This window comes from Agrobacterium sp. 22-210-1 (assembly GCF_053522525.1).
This window is the reverse complement of the sequence record NZ_JBNWCI010000001.1, coordinates 1,503,055-1,515,522: the sequence shown is the minus strand read 5'-3', so window position 1 is coordinate 1,515,522 and position 12,468 is coordinate 1,503,055. Positions and strand designations below refer to the sequence as shown.

The following is a 12,468-nucleotide window of genomic DNA, read 5'->3' as shown; positions in this document are numbered from 1 at the left end:
GCTTCGCCGCATAACGAATAGACTCTGGCGAATCTTCCGCGAAAGACGGAAGGGGCTGGGGTGAAGCTGGAGGAATTAGGCGGCATGACCGCATGAGATTTAAGAAATATATCTGGCCTGTCGTTGGTCTGGCGACGATCGGGTTTTCAGCCTGGCTGCTTTATCATGAGCTGCGCGGTCTTTCGCTTGATGATCTCTGGGAAAGCTTCATGGCCATCCGTGTGCGAGACTGGGTGTGCTCCGGCATGGCCACGCTGCTGGCCTATGCCGCGCTTGCCGGTTACGACCGCATTGCGCTCCAGCATCTCGGTCGCAAGGTGAACTGGCTCTTCATCACGCTCACCTCCTTCACCACCTATGCGCTTTCCCACAATGTCGGCGCCTCCGTGTTTTCCGGCGCCGTGGTGCGCTACCGCGCCTACACGTCCAAGGGCTTGAGCGCTGCCGAGGTCGGCGTTCTCGTTGGCCTTTGCTCCTTCACCTTCATCATCGGAACCATCATGCTCATCGGCATGGTGCTGCTTTACGAGCCTGACATCACCGAACGCTTCACCGGCATTCTTCCCGTCGAGGCCTCCACAACAACGGGCATCCTGCTGCTTGTTATCGTCGGCCTTTACGTGCTTGGCAGTCTCCTGAAGTTGAAACCGCTGAAAATCCGCTCGTTTTTCCTGCCCTATCCGGCACCGAAACTGGTGGCGCAACAGCTGGTCATCGGTCCGATCGAGCTGATCGGTGCGGCGGGGATCATCTATTTCGCCCTGCCGGAGGCCGGAAATCCGGGTTTCATGATTATCCTCGGGATTTTCCTGATTTCCTTTTCGGCGGCGCTGATTTCCCATGCGCCGGGCGGGCTTGGCGTGCTGGAACTGGTCTTCGTCACCGGTCTGCCGGATATGAACCCGGCAGACGTGATCGCGGCGCTGCTGGTTTTCCGGCTGTTCTACCTCATCATCCCGTTCATCATGGCCCTGTTCGTGATCCTGTTCTTCGAACGGTCACAGCTTGCGCAGGCGCAGAAGCGGGAAGGGCTGAGGTAACTCAGTCCTCCTCCGGCTTTTCCTCGCCGCGCAGCCAGAAGGCGCGGTGAGAGGCGTAGCGGTCCTGCGCCATCACCGTTTTCAGGAAGGGCAGGAGCGTGTGCAGCTCGTCCTTCAGCGTATAAGGCGGGTTGACGATGATGAGGCCGGAACCGCTCAGGCCCTCCAGCCGGTCGCTTTTCACGGAAAGCTCGGCGCACAGCATCTTCGGAATGTCGAAGGATTGCAGCCTTTCATGGAAATCCTTGATCGGCGCGCCTTTTTTCAGCGGATACCACAGGCAATAGGTGCCGGTGGAAAAACGCCGATAGGCTTTGTTGAGGCCATCGGCCAGTCGCTGATATTCGTTTTCAAGCTCGAATGGCGGGTCGACGAGGATGAGGCCTCGCTTTTCCTTAGGCGGAAGATGTGCGCCGAGCGATAGCCAGCCATCCAGCTCGGTGACGCGCGCCTGATAGTCGCCCTCGAACAGGCGCGACAGGGCACGTGCATCATCCGGGTGCAGTTCCATTGCCGAAAGCCGGTCCTGCGGACGAAACAGCATGCGCGCGAGTTTTGGCGAGCCGGGATAGAATTGAATGCCGCCCTCCGGATTGAGTTCCTTCACGGCGGTGAGATAGGGTTCCAGCAGTTCGGCAATGGGGGCAGGCAGGTCGGCTTCCACCAGCTTGCCGATGCCGGTCTGCCATTCGCCGGTCTTCTGCGCCTCTTCCGAGGTAAGATCGTAAAGCCCTATGCCTGCATGGGTGTCCAGCACCCGAAACGCCTTGTCCTTGTTCTGCAGGTAGCGCACGAGGCGGGCGAGAACCGCGTGTTTGAGAACATCCGCGAAATTGCCGGCGTGATAGATGTGGCGGTAGTTCATGGATGGGTCTCGCTTGCAGATGGTCAGGATGAATATTCTTGATGGACGTCACTTCGGCCTTTTGGCCGCATCATTGATGCAATATACAAAAGCCATGAACGTTGCGACCCCGATTTCCGCTGAAAAAGCCACCAACAAGACCGAAGCCCGCGTTGGCCACACCGTCTGTCCGCATGACTGTCCGAGCGCCTGCGCGCTGGAGGTCGATATCAATGCGGAAGGCCGCATCGGCCGCGTGCGCGGCGCCAATAGCAATACATACACCGCCGGCGTGATCTGCGCCAAGGTGGCGCGGTATTCCGAGCGCATCTATCATCCCGGCCGTTTGCTGACCCCGAAGCGCCGCAAGGGCGCCAAAGGAGCCGGAGACTGGCAGGAGATTTCCTGGGAAGCCGCGCTGGACGAGGTGGCGGATGCTTTCGTCAAGGCGGAAGCCCGGCATGGCGCAGAGGCCATCTGGCCGTATTTCTACGCCGGAACCATGGGGCAGGTGCAGCGCGATTCCATCGAACGGCTGCGCCACGCCAAGAAATATTCGGGCTTCTTCGGATCGATCTGCACCAACATGGCCTGGACGGGTTACGTGATGGGCACCGGTGCGCTGCGTGGTCCCGATCCGCGCGAGATTGGCAAGGCCGATGTCGTCGTCATCTGGGGCACCAATGCGGTGGCCACGCAGGTCAATGTCATGACCCATGCGGTGAAGGCCCGTAAGGAACGTGGCGCGAAGATCGTTGTCGTCGACATCTACGACAATCCGACGATGAAGCAGGCGGATATGCGCATCGTTGTTCGCCCGGGCACGGATGCAGCACTCGCCTGCGCCATCATGCACATCGCCTTCCGCGATGGTTATGCCGACCGCGACTACATGGCGCGCTTCGCCGATGATCCGGCAGGACTGGAAGCACATCTAAAGACAAAGACGCCGCAATGGGCGTCGGAGATTACAGGTCTTTCCGTCGACGAGATCGAGGATTTCGCAAGGCTCGTCGGCACGACGAAAAAGACGTTCTTCCGGCTGGGTTACGGTTTTGCCCGCCAGCGCAATGGCGCGGTCGCCATGCACGCCGCCCTGTCGATCGCCACCGTGCTCGGCTCCTGGCAATATGAGGGTGGCGGCGCGTTCCACAATAACGGTGATATTTTCCGGCTCAACAAGGCGGAGCTGATGGGCACTGCCTATGCCGACCCCGATGTGCGCCAGCTCGACCAGTCGCAGATCGGCCCCGTGCTGACGGGCGATGCCAATGCGCTGCGCCACGGCGGCCCGGTGACGGCGCTGCTCATCCAGAACACCAATCCCGTCAATGTCGCGCCCGAACAACGGCTGGTAAAGCAGGGTTTCCTGCGCGACGATCTTTTCGTCGCCGTGCATGAGCAGTTCATGACCGAGACGGCCGATATGGCCGATATCGTGCTGCCGGCCACCATGTTCCTCGAACATGACGATATCTACCGCGCCGGCGGCCAGAACCATATTCTGCTTGGGCCCAAACTTGTGGAGCCGCCGGAAACGGTGCGCACCAATCTTTTCGTCATCGAGGAACTGGCGAAACGCCTCGGCGTCGATCATATGCCGGGTTTCGGCCTTTCGGCCCGTGACCATGTCGACCGCATGCTGAAAGTCAGCGGTTGGGGTGATTTCGACACGCTGGCGGAGGAGAAGTGGATCGATGCGCAGCCGTCTTTCGAGGTGGCGCATTATCTCGAGGGCTTTGGTTATGGCGACGGAAAGTTCCGGTTCAGCCCGGACTGGGCAACGGGGCCGTCTCCGAACAAACCGCCGAAAAATATCGGTGTCATGGGGCCGGTATCGGAGTTTCCGAAATTCCCGGATCAGGTGGATGTCATCGAGGTTGCCGACGCGGATCATCCCTTCCGACTGGCGACATCGCCGGCGCGTAATTTCCTGAACTCCACCTTCGCGGAAACCAAAACCTCCGTACAGAAGGAAGGCCGCCCGGAATTGATGATCTGTGCCGACGATGCCGCCGGTCACGGTATCGCCGATGGCGACGTCATCCGCATTGGCAATGCACGCGGCGAAGTACGCCTCCATGCGAAGATTGTTGAGGGTGCCAGGTCAGGCGTGCTGATTGCCGAAGGGTTGTGGCCCAACAAGGCGCATCTGGATGGCGAGGGCATCAATGTTCTCACCGGCGCCGATGCCGTTGCCCCCTATGGTGGCGCGGCTTTCCATGACAACAAGGTTTGGCTGCGCAAAGACTGACGGGACATGGAATGAGCAAGTTCGACAATGTGAAGATTGAAATTCTGAAAGACGAGACGCTCTCGAAGAACTGGTATCATCTCCGCAACATCACCTATGATTACACCAATTCGAAGGGTGAAACGAAAGTCATCCGGCGCGAGGCCTATGATCGCGGCAATGGCGCGACCATCCTGCTTTACGATCCGCGTCGCGAGACGGTGGTGCTGGTGCGGCAGTTTCGCGTGCCAACCTATGTGAACGGCTATCACGGCTGGCTTCTGGAGGCGCCCGCCGGCTTGCTGGACGGTGACGACCCGGCCGAGGCCATTCGCCGCGAAGTCATGGAAGAAACCGGATATGTCGTGAAAGATGTGCGGTTTCTGTTCAAGTCCTTCATGTCACCCGGTTCCGTGACCGAAATTCTGCACTTTTTTGCTGCCATCATCGATTCATCGGACCGGCTGGAGGAGGGCGGCGGTGCCGCACACGAGGACGAGGACATCGAGGTTCTGGAGTTTTCACTGGCGGATGCGATGAAAATGATAGAAACCGGCGATATCTGCGATGGAAAGACGATCATGCTGCTGCAATGGGCGGCCCTGAACAAAGTGTCCCTTTCCATCTGAGGGATTGCCTACGGAGTGATTATGGACCGTTCATTGAAAATGGCTGCTGCCGGCGAGGCGGACAGAATACGGCTGGTGGAAAAAGAGACGGTCTGGAAGGGCTTCGTGCATATGCAGAAGCTTATTTTCGACCAGCGCATGCCGGATGGCAAAACGATCCGCATCGTGCGCGAAGTGCACGACCACGGCAGCGCCGCCGCCATTCTGCTTTACGACAAAAAGCGCGACAGCGTGGTGATGGTGCGCCAGTTCCGCCCCGCCGCCTTCGTAAACGGCGATCCAAGCTTCATGATCGAAGTGCCGGCAGGCCTTCTCGATGACGACAATGCCGCGGACGCCATTCGCCGTGAGGCGATGGAGGAATCCGGCTACGCGGTCGAGAAGGTCGATTATCTCTTCGACATGTATGCCAGCCCCGGAACATTGACGGAAAAGGTCAGCCTTTTCGTTGCGCATATCGATCTCGACGTGCAGGCCGGTCACGGCGGCGGCCTAGAAAGCGAAGGCGAGGATCTGGAAGTTCTGACTTACGGTCTCGACGAAGCCTTTGCGATGATCGCGTCCGGTGAAATTACCGATTCCAAGACGATTATCCTGCTGCAATGGGCAATGCTCAACCGTCACAGCCTTTAATATTAAAGACTATGCGAAAACAAATAATGTTTCCGATATTATACTCTAAATTACTTTAAATTCAATTAAAGATTGTTATTGATTAATTTATCAACCCAGATAAGCTTGTCGTGTCTAGGTTCACAAGCGGCTGGGGGCTGGCTATGATTTTGGAAAAAGGTTCGCGCGGCAGTGCCGTGCAAGCTGTCCAGGAAATTTTGAATTTTCTGCATTTCGAAGGGCGTAAATCGGCTTCTGCCGATTACGAAAGCCTCGAGACGGACGGCGTCTTCGGTGCGGATACGGAAGAGGCAGTTCTGTCTTTTCAGGCGCATAGTGGGCTTTACGAAGACGGTCGTGTTGGGCCGGTGACGCTTGCTGCACTCGAAAAAGAGTTCGCGATAAGGCAGCGTGAGTTGTCGTCGCCAATGTCACTTGGATCGCCTGCGGGTTACAGCGTGGAGAGTTGCCCTACAAACGAATTCGGTTCCGGCAAAGAAAAGGGCTATAGACAGGTCAAACTTCGCAGCGATGTGATGATGGCTTACCGGCAGGTTAGCGATGAGGTCCATCGCCAGGGTGGATTGGTGACATCTTCCGGCGGCATCCGCGATTTGAACGCCACGGTCAGCAAAAACCGCAGCGCCACTTCCTTTCACTACTCAGGGCGGGCGCTCGATCTTTTCATCTGGAGCGGCATGCAGGATCCGGCGACCGACGCCTATGTCGCTCAGCGTATCGGTGAGCGTCGCTACAATGTTTATGCCCGTTGCTGGCAGGATAAGGCTGAAAAAGGTGCTTTGCCGCCGCAGCAGACGATCGCCGATGTCGTGACCAACAAGAACCGCGTCAAGGGAGTGTCCGTCACGGGTCATTTCCTCGACCTGACCGCCCTTTTTGCCAAGAACGGTTTCAAACCGATCCGCGCACGCGCAGCCTTCGAGAAGGGTGGCGATTATCTCGGTGCGGAATGGTGGCATTTTCAATGGGAAGTTGGGCTTGTTCCTGGTGCTTCAACCTTCGGTGCCGAATTGTTGAAGATATATTCCAAGGCAACCTTGGCCAACACGCCGCCATGGGCCTACCGTGATTATGTCTGGCAGCAGGACTGGTTTTAGATGCTGGCTGGGCACTGTGCCCATAAATTAAAGCCGCGCCTTTAACGAGGCGCGGTTTTTGGGCGGACCTCATTGGGTGTCAGAACCGGCCCTTGATACCAGCGCCCACGAAAATCGACTGCAGGTCGCCGCCGCCGGCATTCTTTTCCGATGTCATGTTCCCGGCGCCCGCGCCGCTATAATGCGTGTCTCCGCGCCCGAGGCTGGTATATTCATAGGCGCCATCTATATAGATCGAGGCATTCTGGGTCAGGTCATAGGCAACACCCGCCTTCACCCCGAACATGCCGGCAACGTCGAATTTGTCGGTAAAGCGCATATCGCGCATCCAGTGATCATCCGTCGCCTTGGCAAAAACCATCGCGCCGCCCTCCAGGCCAGCATTGAGCGACCAGTTGCCGAATCTCTGGCCGCCGGTCAGGTTGCCGTAGAAGGCGGGAATTTGCTGGCGATAGGTAATGCCCTTTTCACCGTCCTTGAACCTGATATTCAGATCTCTTCGAGAGAAAAGGCTGTAGACGGCGCTGCCGCCATAGGCCGACCATTGCACATCCGTATAGCGAAAACCCACGCCTGCGCTCAGATATTGCTGCGGATCGTCCAGCAACATGCGATTGAGTTCGAGACTGCCTGAGAAATAGTGGTCAAGCCGGGTGTCATCGTGCTGGGAGCGACTGGCCCAGTTGTTCTTGGAGGTGTCACGGGAAAACGGTCGATACCAGTCATAGTCGGTCATGTAGCCGTCGCCCTCGAAGCCAACGCGGCCTTCCGCCTTGACGCGCCAGCCGGGTGCAAGCTCAAGCCCGAGAGAGCCGCGCAGCGCCATGGCGTTTTTCGTTTCCCATTCCAGCTCGCTCAGCTTGCTGCCGCCGATATGAACGGTTTCAGTTGCCCTGAGATTGAGAACACCGGCGTCCAGCGAGGCGGTAATGCCGCTTTGTTCGGCGGCGAGTGGCAGGCTGGTGCTCATCAGCAAAATTGCCGAAAGCGGCAGGGAAAATCTCGAAAATGGCATAATCGCTCCTGAATGACCGGAGGGCCCGAAATACGGGGCCGTTGCAGGCATTAGAGATGATTATGGTAAATGATCGGTTTATTTTGCCGGAAATACCACTTTAAGTATTGTTGTACTTTAGTGGTGCCTTTATCAGAAAGTGGAAATCAGACTGGAATACTCGGATTTACTTTCATTGCCCGTGAAGACGGCTTTACCGCCTTCCATCCGCACCTTGCCTTCTGCAAGTCGCTTCAGGGCGAGTGGGTAAAGCTGATGCTCGATGCTCAGGAGCCGCGCCGCGAGCGTCTCGGCCGTATCGTCGGAAAGGACGGGAACAGCGCCCTGAGCGATGGTCGGGCCTTCATCCATGCCTTCGGTCACGAAATGCACGGTGCAGCCGGAAATCTTCATACCGCTGTCGATGGCGCGCTGATGGGTGTTGAGACCGGGGAAAAGCGGCAACAGGGAAGGGTGGATATTGATGATGCGGCCTTCATAGGGAGCGATAAACTCCCCGGATATCAACCGCATGTAACCGGCAAGGCAAATGATGTCGGGCGCGATTTCGCCGAGTGCGGCAAGAATGGCGCCCTCATGCTCGGCCTTGCTGGCATAGGTCTTGCGTTCGAAGACGAGCGTCGGAATGCCGAGATCCCGGGCTTTTTCCAACCCGCCCGCTGAAGCCTTGTCAGAGATGACGCAGACGATTTCAGCCGGAAAATCCGCCGCCTGGCAGGCTTTCGCCAGCGACACCATGTTGGAGCCGCTGCCGGAGATGAAAACGACGACACGTGTGCGACCGGACGACAAGGCGGCGCGCATCATAGGCCGAGAGCACCCTTGTAGATCGTGCCATGCGCGCCCTCTTGCCGGGCGACCATACGGCCGAGCGGGAACACGGTTTCGCCTTCCGCTGTAAGAGCGTCGGTGACCTTGCCGGCATTTTCAGCCGAAACGACCACGATCATGCCGACGCCGCAATTGAAGGTGCGCAGCATTTCCTTGGCCTCGACGCCGCCGGTCTTTGCCAGCCACGAGAAGACCGCCGGAACCTTGATCGCGTCGAGATCGATCTCGGCGGCGAGATGTTTGGGCAGAACACGCGGAATATTCTCCGGAAAACCACCGCCGGTAATGTGCGCCAACGCCTTCAGCGCGCCGGTCTCGCGGATCGCCTTCAAGAGCGGCTTCACATAGATGCGCGTCGGTGTCAGAAGTGCTTCACCAAGCTTCCTGCCTTCGGCAAAGGGGGCAGGGGCGTCCCAGCCAAGACCGGAAACCGAAACGATCTTGCGTACCAGCGAAAAGCCGTTGGAGTGAACGCCGGAAGAAGACAGGCCGAGAATGACATCACCTTCGGCAATGTCGCCGGCCGGCAGAAGTTGCCCACGTTCGGCCGCACCAACCGCAAAGCCTGCGAGATCATAGTCGCCATCGGAATACATGCCGGGCATCTCGGCGGTTTCGCCGCCGATCAGCGCACAGCCGGATTCGCGGCAACCGGCGGCGATGCCGGAAACGATGGCAGCACCTTGATCCGGGTCCAGCTTGCCGGTGGCGAAATAATCGAGGAAGAACAGCGGCTCGGCGCCCTGAACGACGAGATCGTTGACGCACATGGCGACAAGATCGATGCCGACGGTGTCGTGATAATCCGCGTCGATGGCGATCTTCAGCTTGGTGCCGACGCCGTCATTGGCGGCCACCAGAACCGGATCGGTAAAGCCAGCTGCCTTCAGATCGAACAGGCCGCCGAAGCCGCCGATCTCACCATCCGCGCCGGGACGCCGTGTCGAGCGCACCGCCGGTTTGATCTTCTCGACCATCAGATTGCCGGCGTCGATATCCACACCTGCGTCACTATAGGTAAGACCGTTCTTGCCCGACTGGCTCATGGCTCTCGTCTCCGCTGGTTCCTTTGGCGTCGCCATTCGCACGGCACGGGGCCTTATGCAAGGGTTTGAGTGGCAAAAGCTCCGGTTTTTAACGGCTTTGGCAGGGCTTGCGATGTGAGGCGCTCATGATGCCGGATAACCGATGCGACAGACGAGATTGAGCAGGCCGTCATTGGACGTATCGGAATTTTCCTCGATCGGTCGGCCGTTCTCGCCGAAACGGGCGACGATTTCGAAGCCCACCGTTTCCAGCTGGCGGGTCTGGGTGGCAAGGTCGATGAAATAAAACAGGCCGCTCCAGCGATGCGCCTGATCCACCAGAATGGCATATTCAGGCGTCTGCCGGGTGGCCGGCTGCAGGCGCAGATAGTTGATCCAGCTTTGCGGATGCAGCGAATTCACCACTTCCCGCGGGTGCCAGGATCGCCGGTGCAACGGCATGCCGCCGGCCCGTTTCCACTGCCGGTTATGAAACGAGAAGATGAAATAACCGCCGGGCGCCAAAATGCGGCTGATGGCATGGATGATGGCGAGCCGATCGTCATGGCCGAAGGCGCTTAAAATCGCGAGCGCCCCGAGCACGCAGTCAAAGCGTTCCGCATCAAATTGTCCGATCGCCCGCACATCCATGTCGAGAAAGGTGGCTGTCGGGAAATTGTGCCGCGCCCGCGCCAGCATGGGTTGCGAACGGTCGATGCCGATATAATCGCCCACCAGCGGCAGGAGCGGTTTCGTCGTCCTTCCGGTGCCGACCCCAAGATCAAGCAGCCGTTTGCCGGCATAGGCATGCCGAAACTGGTCGAGAATGATGCGTTCGGCAGGGTAAAGCTGCTGGTTGTCGTACCACTCGGCAATGTCGGGGTGGTCGAAAAGACCGGCATTGTGTTCCGCGATGCCATTTTCACTGGTGCCTTGCATCGTGCCTCCGGTCGCCGGACATGACAGAGCGCTGCGGGCTCACCCGACTATTATTTGATATTTGTCCAATATCGGCGGTCGGTCAACCTGCCGTTGCGGCCAGAAGCCCCGGAAACGCGGGATTTTGCCGGCCGGACGAGCCTGCATGGGAAAAAGATGGTCAGGCCTGCGGTCGCCTGTGGCCTGTGCGCAACCGCGGCGGTCTTGACCATGTGCATATGGGCATCCTATTTCCATCTTGGGCGGTGACGGCACGGCGACAAGAGGATGAATGAATGCAACCCCATGTAAGCGGTATGAGCCTGCGCCGGCAGGTGTTTTTCTGGATCGGCGTGCTTGCCGTCTTTGTCCTTTTCCTGATGGTCTTCAGCTCCATTCTGCTGCCCTTCGTGGCGGGCATGGCGCTTGCCTATTTTCTTGACCCGGTTGCCGACTGGCTGGAGCGTCGCGGTCTCAACCGGCTGATGGCGACGGTCGTCATTCTCGTCTCCTTCGTGCTGATCTTCGCGCTGTCGCTCATCATCATCATTCCGCTCATCGCCGCCCAGGCCTCGGAATTCATCACCCGTATTCCGCAATATATCTCGTCCTTGCAGCAGCTGATTGCCGGTGCCGATACCAACCTGCTGCCGGACTGGGTCAGCAGCCAGATCGACGCCGTGAAGGAGAATTTCTCCAAGCTCCTCACCGAAGGCGCCGGTTTCATCGGCACCCTGCTGACGCAGATCTGGAATTCCGGCAAATCGCTGGTCGATGTCGTGTCGCTGCTAGTCGTCACCCCCGTTGTCGCCTTCTACCTGCTGCTCGACTGGGACCGGATGATCGACAAGGTCGATAGCTGGATACCGCGCGACTACGTGCATACCGTCCGCCAGATCGCCCGCGACATGGACAAGACGATCGCTGGTTTCGTGCGCGGGCAGGGGTCGCTCTGCATCATTCTCGGTGTTTATTATGCCGTCGGCCTGTCGCTGGTAGGCCTGAATTTCGGCCTGCTGATCGGTCTCTTCTCCGGCCTTATCAGCTTCATTCCCTATATCGGCTCCATGGTCGGCCTCATCCTTGCCGTCGGTGTCGCCATCGTGCAGTTCTGGCCGGATTACATCTATGTGTTTCTGACGCTCGCCGTGTTCTTTTCCGGCCAGTTCATCGAAGGCAATATCCTGCAGCCGAAGCTCGTGGGCAAAAGCGTCGGTCTGCATCCGGTGTGGCTGATGTTCGCTTTGTTCGCCTTTGGCGCATTGTTCGGTTTCGTCGGCTTACTGGTCGCGGTTCCGGCGGCCGCCGCCGTCGGCGTGCTTGTCCGCTTTGCATTGTCGCGGTATCTTGAAAGCGATCTCTATCACGGACACGCTGCCAATCTTCCCTGGGAAGCCAATCCTGGCCTGGAAGAAAAGGAAACGTCCTCCGCCAAGGTGGATGGTCAGGGCTGACGATGACTGACCCAATCAAAACCGATAACGCCCGGTCGAAGGCCGAGCAGCTGCCGCTCGCATTTTCACACCAGGCCGCCTCCGGCAGGGACGATCTCCTTGTGTCCGCGTCGCTTGCGGCCGCCGTCAGCCTTGTCGATGAATGGCCGAACTGGCGCGCGCCGGTCGTCGTGCTGGCCGGGCCGCCCGGTTCGGGAAAATCGCATCTCGCCAATATCTGGAAAAACATCGCCGGAGCCCGGGATATCCACCCGCAGGCCGGCGGCGATGCCGCGCGCGCGGCTGAGAGCGGACCCGTTCTTTTCGAGGATGCCGACCGCCGCGGTTTTGACGATACCGAACTCTTCCACGTCATCAACAGCGTGCGCCAGCACGGCACGACGCTTTTGATGACAAGTCGGCAATGGCCGGCGGCGTGGCCGGTGACGCTGCCGGATCTGCGCTCACGCCTGAAGGCTGTGACGGTGGTGGAGACTGGTGAGCCGGATGAAGGGCTGCTGGCGCAGGTGCTGGTAAAACTCTTCGCGGACCGGCAGCTTTACATGGATGACAAACTCATAGGTTACATCGTCAATAGAATGGAGCGCTCGCTCGATACGGCCCAGACGATTGTGGACCGCATCGACAGGCTGGCGCTTGCGCGCGGAACGAGAATAACACGCCCGCTGGCGGCGGAAGTCCTCAATATGATGGACAGCGCAGCGGCGGGCGGCGGGCTGGACGTCGATTGACGACTGTCACAGTTCCGT

12 protein-coding genes are annotated in these 12,468 nt (G+C 58.7%); 7 read left to right on the top strand and 5 right to left on the bottom strand.

The features are described from left to right. The first annotated feature begins 92 nt into the window (after positions 1-92). On the top strand, positions 93-1,040 hold the full coding sequence (locus tag ACQZ5F_RS07580; RefSeq protein WP_046798838.1) for a lysylphosphatidylglycerol synthase domain-containing protein: 948 nt from the start codon (positions 93-95) through the stop codon (positions 1,038-1,040). Between the two features lies 1 nt (position 1,041). Here the strand turns inward: ACQZ5F_RS07580 and ACQZ5F_RS07575 are convergent, their stop codons facing one another. Beyond that, a complete protein-coding gene (locus tag ACQZ5F_RS07575; protein WP_052820368.1) occupies positions 1,042-1,905 on the bottom strand; it encodes a 23S rRNA (adenine(2030)-N(6))-methyltransferase RlmJ in 864 nt (287 codons plus the stop codon). 28 nt (positions 1,906-1,933) lie between these two features. On the opposite strand from ACQZ5F_RS07575, the gene ACQZ5F_RS07570 reads away from it, so the two are divergent. The 4 genes from ACQZ5F_RS07570 to ACQZ5F_RS07555 all read left to right on the top strand — a co-directional run bounded on the left by ACQZ5F_RS07570 (position 1,934) and on the right by ACQZ5F_RS07555 (position 6,476). Continuing rightward, on the top strand, positions 1,934-4,138 hold the full coding sequence (locus ACQZ5F_RS07570; protein ID WP_225339960.1) for a molybdopterin-containing oxidoreductase family protein: 2,205 nt from the start codon (positions 1,934-1,936) through the stop codon (positions 4,136-4,138). Positions 4,139-4,149: 11 nt separating this feature from the next. Next, the gene (locus ACQZ5F_RS07565) at positions 4,150-4,746 is read left to right on the top strand and encodes an NUDIX domain-containing protein (RefSeq protein ID WP_225339959.1); all 597 of its coding nucleotides are present in this window, start codon (positions 4,150-4,152) and stop codon (positions 4,744-4,746) included. A gap of 21 nt (positions 4,747-4,767) precedes the next feature. Further along, positions 4,768-5,379 carry an NUDIX domain-containing protein gene (locus ACQZ5F_RS07560; RefSeq protein ID WP_046798842.1) on the top strand — a complete coding sequence of 204 codons (612 nt, stop codon included), beginning with the start codon at positions 4,768-4,770 and terminating at the stop codon, positions 5,377-5,379. A 143-nt stretch (positions 5,380-5,522) separates the two neighbouring features. Then, positions 5,523-6,476: a peptidoglycan-binding domain-containing protein gene (locus ACQZ5F_RS07555; protein ID WP_225339958.1), complete on the top strand. Its 954-nt coding sequence runs from the start codon at positions 5,523-5,525 to the stop codon at positions 6,474-6,476. 79 nt (positions 6,477-6,555) lie between these two features. Here ACQZ5F_RS07555 and ACQZ5F_RS07550 read toward each other — a convergent pair whose 3' ends face one another. The 4 genes from ACQZ5F_RS07550 to ACQZ5F_RS07535 form a co-directional block, all read right to left on the bottom strand. After that, positions 6,556-7,491, bottom strand: a complete 936-nt coding sequence (locus ACQZ5F_RS07550) for an omptin family outer membrane protease (RefSeq protein ID WP_448730567.1) — start codon at positions 7,489-7,491, stop codon at positions 6,556-6,558. 132 nt (positions 7,492-7,623) lie between these two features. Beyond that, entirely contained in the window at positions 7,624-8,298 is a 675-nt protein-coding gene (purN, locus tag ACQZ5F_RS07545) for a phosphoribosylglycinamide formyltransferase (RefSeq protein ID WP_052820372.1), read from the bottom strand. Next, entirely contained in the window at positions 8,295-9,368 is a 1,074-nt protein-coding gene (gene purM / locus ACQZ5F_RS07540; RefSeq protein ID WP_052820373.1) for a phosphoribosylformylglycinamidine cyclo-ligase, read from the bottom strand. The genes purN and purM overlap by 4 nt, the downstream gene beginning before the upstream one ends. A 123-nt stretch (positions 9,369-9,491) precedes the next feature. Beyond that, on the bottom strand, positions 9,492-10,286 hold the full coding sequence (locus ACQZ5F_RS07535) for a class I SAM-dependent DNA methyltransferase (protein WP_225339956.1): 795 nt from the start codon (positions 10,284-10,286) through the stop codon (positions 9,492-9,494). A gap of 275 nt (positions 10,287-10,561) precedes the next feature. Here ACQZ5F_RS07535 and ACQZ5F_RS07530 point away from each other — a divergent pair, with 275 nt between their 5' ends. Together ACQZ5F_RS07530 and hdaA are read left to right on the top strand one after the other, a co-directional pair. Beyond that, complete coding sequence (locus ACQZ5F_RS07530; protein ID WP_046798848.1) at positions 10,562-11,719, top strand: AI-2E family transporter; 1,158 nt, start codon at positions 10,562-10,564, stop codon at positions 11,717-11,719. Between the two features lie 2 nt (positions 11,720-11,721). Next, positions 11,722-12,450, top strand: a complete 729-nt coding sequence (gene hdaA / locus ACQZ5F_RS07525; RefSeq protein WP_080842175.1) for a DnaA regulatory inactivator HdaA — start codon at positions 11,722-11,724, stop codon at positions 12,448-12,450. The last annotated feature ends 18 nt before the right edge of the window (positions 12,451-12,468 follow it).

What these genes read in the sequence shown, in the direction of transcription:
- ACQZ5F_RS07560 (WP_046798842.1), top strand. Translation starts at nt 4,768, where the DNA reads ATGGACCGTTCATTGAAAATGGCTGCTGCCGGCGAGGCGGACAGAATA.
- hdaA (WP_080842175.1), top strand. Translation starts at nt 11,722, where the DNA reads ATGACTGACCCAATCAAAACCGATAACGCCCGGTCGAAGGCCGAGCAG.
- purN (WP_052820372.1), bottom strand. Translation starts at nt 8,298, where the DNA reads ATGATGCGCGCCGCCTTGTCGTCCGGTCGCACACGTGTCGTCGTTTTC.
- ACQZ5F_RS07535 (WP_225339956.1), bottom strand. Translation starts at nt 10,286, where the DNA reads ATGCAAGGCACCAGTGAAAATGGCATCGCGGAACACAATGCCGGTCTT.
- purM (WP_052820373.1), bottom strand. Translation starts at nt 9,368, where the DNA reads ATGAGCCAGTCGGGCAAGAACGGTCTTACCTATAGTGACGCAGGTGTG.
- ACQZ5F_RS07580 (WP_046798838.1), top strand. Translation starts at nt 93, where the DNA reads ATGAGATTTAAGAAATATATCTGGCCTGTCGTTGGTCTGGCGACGATC.
- ACQZ5F_RS07565 (WP_225339959.1), top strand. Translation starts at nt 4,150, where the DNA reads ATGAGCAAGTTCGACAATGTGAAGATTGAAATTCTGAAAGACGAGACG.
- ACQZ5F_RS07550 (WP_448730567.1), bottom strand. Translation starts at nt 7,491, where the DNA reads ATGCCATTTTCGAGATTTTCCCTGCCGCTTTCGGCAATTTTGCTGATG.
- ACQZ5F_RS07530 (WP_046798848.1), top strand. Translation starts at nt 10,562, where the DNA reads ATGCAACCCCATGTAAGCGGTATGAGCCTGCGCCGGCAGGTGTTTTTC.
- ACQZ5F_RS07575 (WP_052820368.1), bottom strand. Translation starts at nt 1,905, where the DNA reads ATGAACTACCGCCACATCTATCACGCCGGCAATTTCGCGGATGTTCTC.
- ACQZ5F_RS07570 (WP_225339960.1), top strand. Translation starts at nt 1,934, where the DNA reads ATGAATATTCTTGATGGACGTCACTTCGGCCTTTTGGCCGCATCATTG.
- ACQZ5F_RS07555 (WP_225339958.1), top strand. Translation starts at nt 5,523, where the DNA reads ATGATTTTGGAAAAAGGTTCGCGCGGCAGTGCCGTGCAAGCTGTCCAG.